The sequence below is a fragment of the Microbacterium sp. MMO-56 genome, from assembly GCF_037146215.1.
Taxonomy (GTDB): Bacteria; Actinomycetota; Actinomycetes; order Actinomycetales; family Microbacteriaceae; genus Microbacterium.
In genome coordinates, this window is the sequence record NZ_JBBCVW010000001.1 from 143,112 (window position 1) to 158,303 (window position 15,192).

Below are 15,192 nucleotides of genomic sequence, written 5' to 3' on the forward strand. Positions count from 1 at the left end.
TGGATGTCAATACGAATGCGCTCACATCCGCCCGATAGCCGGCGCAGGGTGGCCACCGAGGGACGCGGGCTATCGTCACCGTCGTGCTGGACACACCCGCCCTCTCCCGATGGTGGCGAGAGCCCTGGTGGGCGCGCCTCCTCCTCGCCCTGATCCTGTTCTGCTCCGCCGCGCTGACGGCGTGGAACCTCGGCCGCGGCGTCGACTTCGCCTTCTACGAGGCCTCTGCGCGATCGATGTCGGAATCGTGGCGCGCGCTCCTGTTCGGAGCCTTCGACCCGGCCGCGACCGTCACGCTCGACAAGCTCAGCGGCTTCGCGGTGCCGCAGGCGCTGAGCGTGCGCCTGTTCGGCATGTCCACTGCGGCGCTCGCGCTGCCGCAGGTGATCGAGGGCCTCGTGACCGTCTTCGCGTGCGCGCTGGTGGGGCTGCGCTGGATGGGCCGCTCCACGGGCCTGGTGGCCGCGGCTGCCGCCGCCGTCACGCCGATCTTCGTCTCCATGTTCGGGCACCCCATGGAGGACGGCCTCCTCACGATGGCGCTCGCGGTGGCGCTGGTCTGGTGGCAGCGTGCCGTGCTGACGGCGCGGTGGTGGCCCCTCCTGATGGCGGGCCTGTTCATCGGGATCGGCTTCCAGGCGAAGATGGCGCAGGCGTGGTTCCCGCTCCCCGCCCTCGTGGTCGGCACCGTTCTCGCCGTCGCGGGCCCCTGGCGGCGTCGCCTGGGCGCTGCGGCGGTCCTCGCCGGCAGCGCGCTCGCCGCCTCGCTCAGCTGGATGCTGCTGATCCAGCTGACTCCACAGGCGTCCCGACCGTTCGTCGACGGAACGACGGACGACGACGTGTTCGCGATGGTGTTCGGATACAACGGCGTCGACCGCTTCCTCTCTGACGCCGTGCCCGGTGCCGTGCACGTCGCCGCGGCGGCGCAGAGCCCCGCGGGCGAGCTCGCGACACTCACGAAACTCGTCGATCCGCTGTACATGACGCAGATCGGCTGGCTGTACCCGGCAGCGCTCGTCGGCGTGCTCTGGGGGCTGTGGCGATGGTGGCGCCTCGGGCGCGGTGCGCCGACGGCCGGCGAGCGCCGGCGCCGAGCACTCTTCGTCGTCCTCGTCGTCTGGCTCCTCACGAGCGCCGCGGTCCTGTCTGCGGCGCGCATGCCGCACGCGGCATATCTGGCCGCCATCGGTGTCCAACTCGCCTTGCTGAGCGCTTTCGCGCTGTCCGAGGCGCTGCGGGTGCGCGCATCGGCGTCCCCGGTCGAGCGGGCGATGCTCCCGGGTCTGATCTCGCTGCAGGCGGGGTGGGCCGTGCTCCTCGCGATCTGGGGCGGCACGCCGATTCCCCTCACGGTCGCGATCGTGGGGGTGAGCGTGGCGGGGGTCCTCGCCGTGGCCCTCGGCGCGTCTGCGCCGCGGGCAGCGCGCCGGGTCGCGATCCCCGTCGCGATCGCGGCGATCGCCGCCGTCCTGGCCGGGCCGGCCCTGTACAGCGTGCAGGCGTTGGACGGGTCCCGCGACGGAAGCGGCATCGAGGCGTACGTCGGCGTGAAGCCGACGCGTGCGCACGTGACGCCCGAGACGTTCGCGATCTCGCCGCCCGACCCCTGGGGAGGCGCCCCGCAGATCGACCTGGAGCAGACCCAGCTGCTCGCGGCGGTCAGGGCCGCGGGCGGGGGCGCCGACGGGTCTCCGCTGTTCATGACGGACTCGTGGAGTCTCGCCGCGCCCATCATCGACGCGACGGGCCAGGAGGTGCTCGCGGACGGGGGGTACACCGGCCAGGCGCCGGTGTTCACCGCTGAGCAGGTACGGCAGCGGATCGCGGACGGCGTCCACCTCGTCGTCCTGCGGGACGGCGCCGCAGTGCGCGACCCGATGGCGGAGGTCGTGCACTCGGACGCGTGCGGAGTGGTCGCCTCGTGGTCCGCGCACCGTGAGAACGCCGTCTCGTCGTCGCCCGGTGGTCGCGGTCAGCAGCTCGCGCGCGCCACGCGCGGGGGGTTCACGCTGTACGCGTGCTCCTGAGCGGGGTGCGCGGGCGCACGCCGACGATGAGGGTGATCGCGAGCCAGATCTCGAACGCGAAGATGGGGAGCGCCGCGAGCGCGGCGACGACTCCACGTGGCGGTACGAGTGCGAACAACTGCCCGAGGTCGCTCAGGAGCACGATCGCGCCTCCCGCCACGCCGAGGAAGGGGAGTGCGCGCGGGACGAGCCCCGACGCGCGCAGCAGCGATGCCAGCACGATCGTGTTGACCGCGATGATGAAGCCCTGACCGAGGAGGAACGCCGCCGCATGGAGGTCGACGAGCGCCGCGTCCTCGGGGCCGTGCGCGGCCACGACGACCATCGGCAGCGCACCGGCGATGATCACCGCCGCCTCGACGGCGCGCAGCAGCGCGAACGTCTGGGCGCGCGCCGGCCCGTAGGCGCGCAGCACGGCGAAGAGCAGGATGCCCGTCCCGAGGCATCCCAGCGCGAGGGTGAACTCCAGCACGACACCCACGCGGACGCCGAGCGGATCCGTCGCGTCGCCGTAGACCACGAGGGCGGAGACGGACGTGACGTGGGTCACGAGGTAGAGGATGCCCGCCCAGCGGGCGTAGGGCGGAAGGCGCGTGTCCATCGATCTCCTTCATAGATGTATACGGCGTATACCGCACGGGTCAGAGCCTAGGTATACGATGTAGACATGTCAAGGAGTGCGGGCGATGGTCGGCCCGGTCTCGACGTCGATCGCATCGTCACGGCGGCACTCCGCGTCGCCGATCGGGGCGACCTCGAGGCGCTCAGCATGCGCCGTCTCGCCGACGAGCTCGGCGTGACGCCGATGGCGATCTACAAGCACATCGACAACCGTGAGCGGCTCCTGGACGCGATGGTCGATCATGTGGTCGCCGAGATCGCTTCGGCGAGCACGGTGGGGGAATGGAAGCACGACCTGCGGGCGCGCATCCTCGCGGCCCGGTCCGCCACGCGGCGCCATCCGTGGATGCAGTCGGCGATCGAGAGTCGCACGGCGGCGAGCCCGGCGGTGCTCGCGCACATGGATGCCCTGATGGCGACCATGTTCGACGGCGGGCTGTCGTCCGACCTCGTGCATCACGCGATGCATGCCCTCAGCACACGGATGTGGGGGTTCACCCGGGATGTCCTGCCCACCCCGACCGCTCCCGCCGATCCCGCCGAGCGTGCCCGGGCGTACGCGGCCTTCGCCGAGCACTATCCCTCTATCGTGCGGATGGCGACGACCGCGCCGGGCGCGGGGGAGTCGTGCGACACCGACGCGGAGTTCCTCTTCGCCCTGGATCTCCTGCTGGACGGTGTGGAGCGTCTGCACGCGAACGGGTGGTCCTCGCGCTGACCGCGGATGTCGGTCAGATCAGGCTCGCCAGCCTCTTCTTGCGCCGATTCTGCGCGATGACCCAGGCGACGTCGGGGTCCGACGCGTCGAGAGCGAGGAACGTCTCCAGCCCTGACGTCGGGTCGCCCGCCACGGCGACGCTCCAGCAGTAGCCGAGAGCCTGACGGAGTGTGCGCACGTCATCGTCGCGCCGATGTGCGGCCGGGACGACGGTCAGCCTCTCGGTCGCGGTGCGGCATGCCGCCAGCGCTGCGGTCGCGCCGACTTCGCTGCGCAGCAGACGCGGTTCGCAGATCGCGGCGATCGCGGCGCGCACGACGAGCGGATCCGGGGCGGCGGACCACGACGTGACCAGGCGGACGAGGGCGTCGATGTCGACGTCGCCCAGCAGCTGGAGTCCGAGGGCGACACCCTCCCGGACCCGCCACCGGGGGTCTGCGGCCAGCGCGCGGGCGCGGGCTTCGTCGGCGGGGTCGGCGGCGCGTCGCCCGAGCGCGGCGGCGGCGCACATCGCGGGGAACTCGCCGTCGTGCTGCAGCAGGACGGCGATCGCCGTCTCGTCCGCCGCCAGCGCCGCGTCGTGTGCGAGAGGCAGGTTCGCGCGCGGTCCGGGCAATCCCGAATGCGCCTCGAGGAACCCGGGCCATTCCGGCACCGGGATCGATGTGAGCTGTGCTGTCCACGTCGACCCACTCGTCATGGCCCGACGCTACCCCGGCACGGGCGCGAGGCGCGCTCCTCGAGCCGGGTCAATGCCGACGGCGCGCGGCGGGGGCGATGACCGTCAGTGCGCGGGGAAGGACGCGTGCATCGATCCGGTCGACCTGCTCGCCGAGCTCGCCGTCGCGGGCGATGCGGTACGGACCGTCGGGGAGCTCCAGGTGGTACTCGCCGTCGGAGTACTGCTGGTAGCGGCGATTGCGCTCGATGCGGCCGGTGAACAGGTCCAGGAGCACGCGCGCGCGGGAGGCGAGCCGCGTGACGCCCAGCAGACGGAGATCGAGCCGGCCGTCGTCGAGCGTCGCGCGGTGCACGGGGGCGAATCCGCGGGGTTCGTAACGTCCGTTGCCGAGGAACATCAGGCTGAAGCGCGCGTCGACGGTCTCGCCGTCGAGATCCTGCACCCGCAGCCGCACGGATCTGGCGCGGCCGAGGGTGCGCAGCGCGGCGATGACCGCGGCGAGCGGCTTGCCGACGCGGTGCTCGTACGTCTCGCGGATCGAGACGAAATCCGTGTAGGCGCCGACGCTCGCCGTGTTGACGAAGATCCCGCCGTTGACCTCGCCGAGGTCGACCTGCGCCGTCGTCCCCGCACGGACGGCGTCGATGGCCGTCTGCAGCGGATACATGCCGAGGTCCTTCGCGAAGTGGTTGAACGTGCCCGCGGGCAGCACCGCCAGAGGGATGCCCCGGGAGCGGGCCGCCGCGGCCGCGCGCTGGACGGTGCCGTCGCCGCCGGCCACGGCGAGGACCTCACAGGTCGCCGCAGCGTCGTCGATGGCGCCGCCGTAGTCCTCCGCCCCCGGGCCGCCGAGTTCGACGATGCGCATGCGGGGCAGGGCCGCGCGCACGGTCGGGAGGATCCGACCGGCGCGCCCCGAGCCGGAGGCGGGGTTGATGACGAGCGTGATCCCGGCGCCGTCCGTGCGGGCCGTCCCGGCCCGCACGGTGAGCTCGTCACGCATCGGGTCGACGACCTCGACAGGCACGAGCCGAGTGGTGAGCCACGCCACGACCTCGCCGAGCGCGAAGCCGGCGGCCACATCGGACGGGTAGTGCGCACCGGTGGCGACCCGAGAGAAGCCGACCAGCCCCGCCAACGCGCGCAGCGGGACGGACAGGATCGGCCACTCCGCCGACACGCCCGCCGCGAAGGCCATGGCGCTGGCGGAGTGTCCGCTCGGGAAGGAGGTGGACGCCGGGATGCGGTGGGCCAGCCGCTGCTGAGGCACCTGCGCGATCGACGGACGCGGTCGGCGGTGGAGGCGTTTGGAGACCTGATTGGCGACGAGGCTCGTGATCCCGATCGAGACCAGGCCGCGCACCGCACCGCGCCGCGCGCGCGGGCGGCCGGTCGCGGCGAGCACACCCGCGATGCCCATCCAGAGGACCGACCGATCGGCCGCCCGCGTGAGGGGTGGCATCGTGGCATCCAGCAGGGGACTGCGGGTGTGGGCCACGGCGTCGAAGACCGCGATGTCCAGGGCATCCACCTGCCGGCGGACGCTCCGCCACCGGCGGGCGTCGGTCGGTGTCGTCGCCGTGCGTCCGCCTCGTCCGCGCTTCCGGGTCATGGCCGCCTCCCTCAGGGCATCGCGTCGCCGATATAGCTGTACTTCAGGAACACCTCCGAGGCCCAACCGGCCTCGTCGAGGACGCCCTGCACGGCGGTGAGCATGTACGTGGAGTCCCACCCCATGTAGAGGTACTGGCCCTCCGCGACCTCGTCCCACTGCCCGTTCCAGGCCATCGCGGGGTAGAGCGGGCCCCCTCGCCGCGCGCTGAAGTCGACCACGGCACGGCGGGAGTGCTCCGACTCCGTCCACAGGCGACGGAAGATCCGGTTGAAGAGGTACCGGATGTCGGGCACTTCCCAGTGCTCGCCGCGGAACTCGACGTAGTCGAACTCGCGTTCCCAGCCGCGCGGCCAGCCCCGGCGCTTCCTCGCGTCGAGGATCGGCGTGAGGTTGTCGTCGTCGATTCCGACGACGGCGGGACGCCGCCACACCTCGAAGAAGCGCTCCGTGAGCTCCGCCGTCCGCTCGCCGACGGCGGCCGTGCTCCAGGCGGGGATCTCGGCGAGATCCGTCGTCAGGGGAATGCCGCTCAGCGCGTAGATGTCGCGCTTGGCGGGGAAGGAGGCGTCGAACGCGCGTTCGGCCAGCGGCCGCTCCAGCACGGTGAGGTTGCCGAGCGTGCGCGCGAGCGCGCGGAAGCTGTTCTGCTCGTCGTCGGAGAGGTCGGCCCAGCGGCGGACGCCGTCCGGGCTCCAGTCGTCGGAGGGTGCGAGCGGCGCGATGTGCTCGACGTCCACGGAACCGGTGGCATCCGTTCCCGCCAGCCGTCCGAGCACGTAGGCCGCGTGCGGCAGCTCGCCGAACTTCAGTCCGATGCGCGTGCGCTCGTCGGACGGCGTGATGCGGGCGATCGCGTGTACGAGCTCGTCGCGCCCGCGTTCGGCGGCGCGACACAGTCGCGCCACCAGCCGGTCGGTCGTGGTGCCTACGATCCTCCGACGAAGCAGCAGCGACTGCAGCTGCTCGAGCGAGGCCACCAGCTCGTGCGTGCCGAGGACGCCCCGCGTGTGCTCGCGATACAGGCGCATCGCGAGTGGGAACATGCCCCGCCCGAACGTGCCGAGGTAGCCGAACTGACGGCCGATCTCGGCATCCGGCGTCGCGGACGGGTCCAGGAGCAGTCCGTAGATCCCCGCGTACTCGCGCCACTGCGCGGCCCGCTCGCGCAGGGTGGCGACGTCCAGGCGCGGGAACTCCTGCCGGAACGCGTCGTAGACGCCCCGTCCGCCGGACGTGGTCACCTCGCGGCCCGTGAGCATCACGAGGTAATGGCGCCAGAAGGCGCCGATCTGCTCGCCCGTCGACTGCTCGATGGGCAGCCAGTACTCCGTCTCGATCTCGCTCTGCTGATCGTGCGTGAGCCCCATCAGGACGTAGTTGTGGATGAGCTCGTGGTCGCGCAGGGGTTCCCCCGTCGAGTTCAGGCTCTCGAAGGTCTGCTGGGCGTTGGCGGCGGGTCCGAGCGTGATGGAGACGTGCTCGAGCCTGCGCAGCCCTCTCCAGAGGCGGGCGGCCTCGCCGGGGCGGATCTGGCTGCGGAAGAAGGCGTAGTTGTCGTCGAAGCGCGAGACCCGGCCGGCATCCTCCGGTCCGCGTCGGTCGAGCACCACGCTCTCGAAGACCTCGGCCCACGCGCGGTGGGGGCGCAGCTTCGTCCGCTCGTCCCCGCCGTCGTGGACGAGCACGCGGCGCAGCTCGGCGGCCAGACCCGGATCGTCCTCCCGCAGGGTGTGGTGCAGGGCGGCAACCAGCAGCATGAGGGTCGTGAGCCGCTGCTGGCCGTCGATGAGGACGAGGTGCGCACCGGGCTCCGCGTCGTCGCCGGCGGAGGTCGTGGAGAGGATCGAGCCGAGGAAGTGGGTGTCGGCGGCATCCGCCTCGGACACGGCACGGATGTCGGCGAGCAGCTGCTCGCAGCCCCCGATGTCCCAGCGGTACTGCCGCTGGTAGACGGGGACGACGATGGTCGTGTCGGCGCCTCCCAGCCAGGCGATCGTGTTGACCGCGGTGGCCTCGACGTTGGTGGCGGCGAGGGCGGCGGCCGAGGTGCCGGGGACGGTCGTGACTGTGCTCATGGTCGGGATAACGCTCCTCCGGGAAACCTCGGACGAGTCTAATCGCGTCCTCGGAACGGCTCTGTAGGCTTGCCTAAGTCGGGCCTGTAAAAACTTCGCTGGACCGACAGAAAGGGCATGATCCGTCATGGCATACATCACGAGCGCCGCTCTCGAGGAGACCGGTTACGTCGTTCTCGACATGTACAACAAGCCGATCGATCCGAAGGAGTGGCTCGACGTCGAGTACGTCGACTGGAAGTCGTCGGGTGACACGCGCTTCGCGCCGCTGGCCTCGGCCAAGGGTGAGATCGAGTGCAACGGCTTCTGGAACCACAAGCCGCCGCGCACCGACAAGGACGGCGTGTGGATCGACTCGCAGACGGCGATCGCGCCGACCCTCACCGAGCGCGCGCTCGAGCCCGGGGCGAACGTCGGCCGCTGCCGCATCATCGAGCTGCAGCCGAACACCTACGCCGACTGTCTCTACAACCTGCATCAGGACGACAACAACCGCCTGAACCCCGACGGCACCGGGTGGGTCGTGCGGGGATTCTTCAACCTCACCGACGACAAGACCAGCTACTTCGTGCTGCGGGAGAACCGCACCGACCCGAGCGAGGAGACCCGCATCGCGCTGCCCGCCGGTGCGCAGCTGATCGTCGACACCCAGCGCCTGTGGCACGCCGCCACCCACCCCGGTGACGAGCCCCGTTACTGCCTGATCACCTCGTGGGAGTCGGGCCCCGAGCTGGACGCCTACATCGCCAAGTACAACGGTGTGAACAAGGTCGAGAGCTTCCCGGTCGACCAGGAGACGCTGGATGCCGGGCAGATCGAGCAGGAGCGCCGGATCGCCGCGCGTGCCGCGGCGCTCGCTGCCCGAGGCCAGCAGGAAGTCACGGCGATGAGCGAGGCCTGAGGCCCCGCCACGCGCCCGGGCGGTGACGCCCTCCCGACAGGGCCCCGATCTTCGGATCGGGGCCCTGTCCGCGTCTGTCCGCCGTCGATGTTGTTTTATTCGCAGACAGGCATTGTTTTATCTTTGTATGAGTTGTATCGTGTGGGTATTCACGGAGGAATCATGTACGCAACGGAGCGACAGCAGCTCATCGAGCAGCTGATCACCACGGACGGTCGGGTCGTCGTCGTCGACCTCGCGCGACGATTCGGTGTCACCACCGAGACCGTGCGTCGCGACCTCGACCAGCTCGAGACCGCGGGCCTCGTCCGGCGCGTGCACGGGGGCGCCGTGGCGCGCACCCGCGTCAGCACCGCGGAGATCTCGCTCGCCGAGCGCACGCAGCTGCGCAGCGAGGCCAAGCTCGCCATCGCCGCACGGGCCATGCAGGCGATCGGCGCGGACGGCGAGGGATCCATCTACCTGGACGCCGGGACGACCACGGCAGCCCTGGCGGGACTGCTCGCCCAGCGCTCGGTCGGAAGCCACCCCCTCGAGGTGGTCACGCATTCGATGACCGTCGCCCACCTCCTCGCCGGTGCGCCGGGGCTCAACCTCACCGCGATCGGTGGCCGCGTGCGCGGCCTGACCGCCGCGGCCGTCGGCGCCCAGACCGTCGACGCGGTCTCACGGCTGCGCCCCGACCTCGCCGTCATCGGGACGAACGGTCTGTCCGCCGGATTCGGGCTGAGCACCCCCGACCCCGACGAGGCCGCCGTCAAGCGCGCCGTCATCGCGTCGGCTCGCCGCGTGGTCGTCCTCGCCGACGCCGAGAAGTTCGACGCCGAGCTCCTCGTCTCCTTCGGTCGGCTCGCCGAGCTCGACATCCTCGTCACCGACGTGGAGCCCCCTGCCGACCTCGTCGCCGCTCTCGGCGACGCCGATGTGGAGGTGTGGATCGCATGATCGTCACGCTCACCGCGAACCCGTCCCTGGATCGCACCGTCACGCTGCCCGAGCCCCTCCGCGTGGGCGAGGTGCAGTCCGCCGCGGCCGTTCGGGAGGATGCCGGAGGCAAGGGCATCAACGTCACCCGGGTCCTCGTCGGTTCGGGGGTCGCGAGCACCGCGGTCCTCCCGCTCGACGGTGAGGACCCGTTCGCCGGCGTCCTCCGCGCCGCGCACGTGCCGGTGGTCGCCGTCCCGCTGCCGGGCGTCGCGCGTGCGAACCTCACGATCGCCGATCATGACGGCGTCACGACGAAGATCAACCTGCCGGGCGTGACGCGCGCGTCCGCGGATGCCGAGGCGCTCATCGCCGCGGTCGTCGCCGCCTCCGCCGGGGCACAGTGGCTCGTGCTGGCGGGCTCGCTCCCGCCCGGGCTCCCGGACGACTTCTACGTCGACGTCATCGCGGCGGTGCGCGCCGGGGGAGAGGACGCCCCGCGCATCGCGGTCGACACGTCCGGCCCCGCGCTGCGCGCGGTCGTCGAGCGCGGCGCGCCCGACCTGATCAAGCCCAACGACGAGGAGCTGGTCGAACTCGCCGGGGTCGAGCTCGACGCGGATCGGCCGTTGGCCGAGGCGGTCGTCGCGGTCGCCGCCCAGCTCGTCCCCGACCGCGTGCGAGCGGCCTTCGTCACGCTCGGCGGCGAGGGCGCTGTCCTCGTCACCGCCGACGGCGCCTGGTTCGGCACCCCGCCGCCCACGCGCGTGCGCAGCACGGTCGGCGCCGGCGACAGCTCGCTGGCGGGCTTCCTCCTCGCCGACGTCGCCGGGGCCGGTGCTGCGGAGTGCGTCCGCAGCGGCATCCGCTACGGCTCCGCCGCCGCCGCCCTCCCGGGCACGCAGGCCCCCACGCCCGCCGACTTCCTCCCCGGTGATGTGCCGGTGAGCCCGATCGTCCTCTGAACTCCATCCTCGATCCATCCGACCACTGGGAGGTCACCGTGTCCGACATCATCACGCCGGCGCTCGTCAGTCTTGACGAGCAGCTCGGCACCGACAAGAGGGCGGTCATCGACGCCCTCGCCGCGCGCGTCGCGCAGACCGGCCGGGCGAGCGACGCCGCCGCCCTCGCCGCCGACGCGTGGAAGCGCGAGGAGACCGACGAGACCGGTCTCCCCGGCGGCATCGCCATCCCGCACGCGAAGAGCGCGGCGGTGCGCGAGGCGACGCTCGCCTTCGCCCGCCTGAAGCCCGGCGTCGACTTCGGGGCGACGGACGGCCCCGCCGACCTCGTCTTCCTGATCGCGGCGCCCGACACCGCCGCCGAGGAGCACCTCGCGGTGCTCTCGCGTCTCGCCCGGGCGTTCATGCGCGAGGACTTCACCACGGGGCTGCGCTCCGCGTCCACGCCCGGCGAGATCGTCGCCCTCGTGCAGAACGCCGTCAGCGACGCCCCCGCCGCCCCCGCCGCCCCCGCAGCGCCCGCCCCCGCAGCGCCCGCCGCCGCGGCCGACGGCGCCCACACCATCGACGGCCGGCCCGCGCGCATCGTGGCTGTCACCGCCTGCGCCACCGGCATCGCCCACACCTTCATGGCGGCCGACGCCCTCACCGCGCAGGGATCCAAGGACGGGGTCGACCTCATCGTCGAGCCGCAGGGCTCGAGCGGCTACAAGGCGCTCGACCCGAAGATCATCGACGCGGCGGACGCCGTCATCTTCGCGGTGGACGTGGATGTCCGCGAGCCGCAGCGCTTCGCCGGGAAGCCCGCCGTGCGCGCGAGCGTGAAGAAGGGCATCGAGGCTCCCGGTCAGCTCGTCGCCGAGGCGATCGCGGCCGCGAAGAACCCGAACGCGGCCCGTGTCAGCGGCACCGCGGCGGCCACCTCGAGCACGTCGACGGCAAGCTCCGAGTCCTACGGTGCGAGCATCAAGCGGGCGCTGCTCACCGGCGTCAGCTACATGATCCCGTTCGTCGCGGGCGGCGGTCTGCTCATCGCCCTCGGCTTCCTCCTGGGCGGCTACACGATCGCCTTCGACGTCGACAAGATCCTCGGCGCCTCGACGATCTGGAACCTCGGCGACACGTCCCTGATCGTCTACCTCGGTGCGGTGCTGTTCAAGATCGGTGCGCTGTCGTTCGGCTTCCTCGTGCCCGCGCTCGCCGGATACATCGCCTACGGCATGGCCGACCGGCCCGGCATCGCCCCCGGTTTCGTCGCCGGTGCGGTCGCCGGCTTCATGGGCGCCGGCTTCCTCGGCGGCATCGTGGGCGGTCTGCTCGCCGGTGTCGCGGCGCGGTGGCTCAACGGCCTGGACGTGCCGCGCTGGCTGCGCGGCCTGATGCCGGTCGTGATCATCCCGCTGCTCGGGTCGATCTTCGCCTCGGGCCTGATGATCCTCGTCCTCGGCGGACCGATCGCCTGGCTGACCCAGGCGCTGAACACCTGGCTCTCCGGCCTCACCGGTGCCGGCGTCATCATCCTCGGCATCATCCTCGGCCTCATGATGTGCTTCGACCTCGGCGGTCCCGTCAACAAGGTCGCCTATGCGTTCGCCACCGGCAACCTCGCCGCCGGCATCGCGGGCGACGAGCGCTACCTGCAGATCATGGCGGCGGTCATGGCCGCCGGCATGGTGCCGCCGCTCGCGATGGCGCTGGCCTCCACCGTGATCGACCGCAAGCTCTTCACCGAGCCCGAGCGGGAGAACGGCAAGGCGGCGTGGCTGCTGGGCGCGGCGTTCATCTCGGAGGGTGCGATCCCGTTCGCCGCGGCGGACGTGTTCCGCGTCATCCCCGCCATGATGCTGGGCGGCGCCGTGACCGGTGCCCTGTCGATGGCGTTCGCGGTGACGAGCAAGGCCCCGCACGGCGGTGTCTTCGTCTTCTTCGCGATCGACAACTTCTGGCTGTGGCTCGTGGCGATCGCCGCCGGTACCGTCGTCGCCGCCTTCAGCGTCGTCGCGCTCAAGCGCTTCGTCCGCCGCGGGCCGTCGATCGACGAGGGTATTCCCGGTGATTCCGCGGTGACGAACGCCGCCGTCACCGCCTAGTCTCGATACTGACGATCTCACTTCGATCCAAGGAGGATCCCATGGCAGAACGCCAGGCCACCGTCGCCAGCAGCTCGGGCCTGCACGCCCGCCCCGCGAAGCTCTTCGTACAGGCCGTGCAGCAGACCGGCGTCCCCGTGACCATCGCGGTCGAGGGCGGCCCCGACCTGAACGCGGGCAGCATCCTGACCCTCATGGGGCTGGGCGCCACGCAGGGCACGGTCGTCACGCTCAAGGCCGAGGGCGAGGGCGCCGACGCGGCGCTCGACACCCTCGTGGAGTTCCTCGAGACCGACCACGACGCCTGAGCGGGACCCTCACGAACGACGGATGCCGCGCATCCCCGGAATCCCGGGATGCGCGGCATCCGTCGTTCGTGGTCCCGGACGTTCGGTCGGATGCTCCGGACGGGCGGTCGGGCGCCGGGGCGGCGCGATCGTCACGATGGGAGGATGACCACCACCGCCCCCACTCCCGTGATCCGCGACGCGCCCCCGATGCGCTACGGCGCCCTCATCGCGATGATGCTGCTGAGCTTCCTGCTCGTCACCGCGGAGTTCCTGCCCAACGGCGTCCTCATCGAGATGGCCGACTCCCTCGGCGTCACGCCGGGTCAGGCGGGCCAGACGGTCACCGTCACCGCCCTCGTCGGCTTCGTCGTCGCCCCGACGATCGGGCTGATCGTCCCGCGGATGGATCGTCGGCTGCTGCTCGTCTGGATGGCGGTGGCCGCCGCGGTGTCGAGCGTCGTCGCAGGTATCGCCCCGAGTCTTCCGCTGATCCTGCTGTCCCGCGCGCTCCTGGGAATGGCGATCAGCGCGTTCTGGGCCATGTCGATCACGGTCGCCGCGCGTCTCGCCGGCCCCGATCGCCTCGGACGCGCCGTCATGTTCACCTCCGCGGGGGTCTCGCTCGCCACCGTCGCGGGGGTGCCGGTCGGGGTGCTGCTCAGCGAGATCCTGGACTGGCGCGCCGTGTTCGTCCTCACCGGCATCCTCACGGGGCTCCTCGCGATCGTGCTGCGGATCGCTCTCCCCTCCGTCCCGGCGGATCGGGCCGCGAGTCTGCGTGTGCTCGCCGATGCGGCTCGGCGACCGGGTGTCGGCCTCGGGCTCGCCGGGCATGTGCTGATCGTCCTCGGGCACTTCCTCGCGTACACCTACATCCGCGTGGCGCTCGATCGGGTGCCGGAGGTGCGGCCCGACCAGATCGTGCTGCTCCTGGCGCTCTTCGGGGTCGGCGGTCTGATCGGGAACCTCGTGATCGGCCTGCTCGTCGATCGGTCGTTCGGCCCGCTGTCGGTGATCGCTCCCCTCGCCATCGCGGCGGCGATCACCGCCACCGCCCTCCTGCCCGGATCGATCGTCGCCGTGGGTGTCGCGGTCGTCGTGTGGGGCTTCTTCTTCGCGTCGTGGCTGATCGTCATCAACACGTGGGTGGGTCACCGCCTGCCCGATCGCCTGGAGGCCGGGGGAAGCCTCGTCGTCACCGGCTTCCAGGGCGCCATCACACTCGCCGCGGCGACGGGCGGTGTGCTGATCGACACGATGGGCGTCGGAGCGGTGGACGGGATCGGGGTGGCGCTCCTCGTCGTCGGCGCTACGCTGTTCGCCGTCGCGGGTCGACGGCGTCAGGCGGGGATCGCCTCGGACTCGGCGCCCCGCTGAGCCCGCCACGCCGACGGCGCGAGGCCGGTGCGGCGACGGAAGGCCCGGCTGAACCCTTCGTCCGAGGAGTAGCCGAGCGCGCGGGAGGTCTCGGACACCGAGCGACCGGATGCCAGGAGCCCCCGCGCCCGTTCGATCCGCACGTCGGTCACGTAGGCCGCCGGGGAGACCCCGACCGCGGAGCGGAAGCGCTCCGCGAACACCGTGCGCGACATGGTGCCGAGGGCGGCGAGCATCTCGACCGACCAGTCCCGGCCGGGGTCGTCGTGGATCGCCGCGAGGACGCAGCGGAGGTAGGGGTCCAGGGTGGTCGCCGGCCAGCCGCGCGGCGCACAGCCCGCCGTGGCCCAGGCGCGCACCACGGCGAGGACGAGGGTCGTCACCATCAGGCGGCAGATGACGGGGTCGCCCGATCGGCCGCCGAGCGCGGGGTCGGGGACGCCGAGCCCCCGGGCGAGCGCGGCGACCGCCGGCTCGCGCTCGGCGAACGCCGAGACGGTCAGCGCCGGGGGGAGAGCCCGGGCACCCCGCCCGTCGCGAAGGCGGAAGCGGGCGACGACCAGCGCCGCGCCGGCCGGGGACACGACGCGCATCGGACGCGTGCCGGCCGATTCCGCGGCTTCGGCCGTGAGGAGCACGTCGCCCGTGCGCAGACGCGTTCCCGGGCGGTGCGCGGCGTCGACCGATGGTGCGCACGTGGATGTGGCGGCGACATCGATCTCCAGCTCACCGCGGAGGACGAAGACGAGGGTCGCCGCCGATGCGTCGAGGGTCGTCGAGGCCCCGGGGGAGAGCGTCGGTCGAGAGGAGGACTCGAGGCGCAGGTCGAGGTCCGAGAGGATGTCCTCGAGGGCACGCGGATCGACCGTCACTCCTGCCGCAACAGGGGCGCCGTCCCCGCTAT

The 15,192-nt window shown here is 72.0% G+C and carries 13 protein-coding genes; 8 read left to right on the forward strand and 5 right to left on the reverse strand.

Going from position 1 to position 15,192, the window contains the following annotated elements; translation table 11 throughout:
- Window positions 1-83 precede the first annotated feature (83 nt).
- A complete protein-coding gene (locus WFI00_RS00650; protein WP_336631363.1) occupies window positions 84-2,030 on the forward strand; it encodes a glycosyltransferase family 39 protein in 1,947 nt (648 codons plus the stop codon).
- Here the strand turns inward: WFI00_RS00650 and WFI00_RS00655 are convergent.
- Window positions 2,008-2,631, reverse strand: coding sequence for a DUF4386 domain-containing protein (locus WFI00_RS00655; protein ID WP_336631362.1), 624 nt, complete (start codon window positions 2,629-2,631; stop codon window positions 2,008-2,010). The genes WFI00_RS00650 and WFI00_RS00655 overlap by 23 nt on opposite strands.
- Window positions 2,632-2,697: 66 nt before the next feature.
- Between WFI00_RS00655 and WFI00_RS00660 the strand changes: the two genes are divergently transcribed.
- Window positions 2,698-3,369, forward strand: a complete 672-nt coding sequence (locus WFI00_RS00660) for a TetR/AcrR family transcriptional regulator (RefSeq protein ID WP_336631361.1) — start codon at window positions 2,698-2,700, stop codon at window positions 3,367-3,369.
- Window positions 3,370-3,382: 13 nt separating this feature from the next.
- Here the strand turns inward: WFI00_RS00660 and WFI00_RS00665 are convergent, their stop codons facing one another.
- Genes WFI00_RS00665 through WFI00_RS00675 form a run of 3 tightly spaced genes read right to left on the reverse strand, consistent with a single transcriptional unit; the run spans window position 3,383 to window position 7,741 of the window.
- Complete coding sequence (locus tag WFI00_RS00665; protein WP_336631360.1) at window positions 3,383-4,069, reverse strand: HEAT repeat domain-containing protein; 687 nt, start codon at window positions 4,067-4,069, stop codon at window positions 3,383-3,385.
- A gap of 49 nt (window positions 4,070-4,118) precedes the next feature.
- A complete protein-coding gene (locus WFI00_RS00670) occupies window positions 4,119-5,663 on the reverse strand; it encodes a bifunctional phosphatase PAP2/diacylglycerol kinase family protein (RefSeq protein WP_336631359.1) in 1,545 nt (514 codons plus the stop codon).
- A gap of 11 nt (window positions 5,664-5,674) precedes the next feature.
- A complete protein-coding gene (locus tag WFI00_RS00675; protein ID WP_336631358.1) occupies window positions 5,675-7,741 on the reverse strand; it encodes a DUF262 domain-containing protein in 2,067 nt (688 codons plus the stop codon).
- Window positions 7,742-7,868: 127 nt separating this feature from the next.
- Between WFI00_RS00675 and WFI00_RS00680 the strand changes: the two genes are divergently transcribed.
- The 6 genes from WFI00_RS00680 to WFI00_RS00705 all read left to right on the forward strand — a co-directional run bounded on the left by WFI00_RS00680 (window position 7,869) and on the right by WFI00_RS00705 (window position 14,288).
- Entirely contained in the window at window positions 7,869-8,642 is a 774-nt protein-coding gene (locus WFI00_RS00680; RefSeq protein WP_336631357.1) for a hypothetical protein, read from the forward strand.
- 162 nt (window positions 8,643-8,804) lie between these two features.
- A complete protein-coding gene (locus WFI00_RS00685) occupies window positions 8,805-9,587 on the forward strand; it encodes a DeoR/GlpR family DNA-binding transcription regulator (protein WP_336631356.1) in 783 nt (260 codons plus the stop codon).
- Entirely contained in the window at window positions 9,584-10,531 is a 948-nt protein-coding gene (locus WFI00_RS00690) for a 1-phosphofructokinase family hexose kinase (protein ID WP_336631355.1), read from the forward strand. Before WFI00_RS00685 ends, WFI00_RS00690 begins: the two co-directional genes overlap by 4 nt.
- Before the next feature lie 38 nt (window positions 10,532-10,569).
- The gene (locus WFI00_RS00695) at window positions 10,570-12,621 is read left to right on the forward strand and encodes a PTS fructose transporter subunit IIABC (protein ID WP_336631354.1); all 2,052 of its coding nucleotides are present in this window, start codon (window positions 10,570-10,572) and stop codon (window positions 12,619-12,621) included.
- A 41-nt stretch (window positions 12,622-12,662) separates the two neighbouring features.
- On the forward strand, window positions 12,663-12,929 hold the full coding sequence (locus tag WFI00_RS00700; RefSeq protein ID WP_336631353.1) for an HPr family phosphocarrier protein: 267 nt from the start codon (window positions 12,663-12,665) through the stop codon (window positions 12,927-12,929).
- Between the two features lie 144 nt (window positions 12,930-13,073).
- Window positions 13,074-14,288 carry an MFS transporter gene (locus tag WFI00_RS00705; RefSeq protein ID WP_336631352.1) on the forward strand — a complete coding sequence of 405 codons (1,215 nt, stop codon included), beginning with the start codon at window positions 13,074-13,076 and terminating at the stop codon, window positions 14,286-14,288.
- Here WFI00_RS00705 and WFI00_RS00710 read toward each other — a convergent pair.
- Entirely contained in the window at window positions 14,252-15,160 is a 909-nt protein-coding gene (locus WFI00_RS00710) for an AraC family transcriptional regulator (protein ID WP_336631351.1), read from the reverse strand. The genes WFI00_RS00705 and WFI00_RS00710 overlap by 37 nt on opposite strands.
- Window positions 15,161-15,192 lie beyond the last annotated feature (32 nt).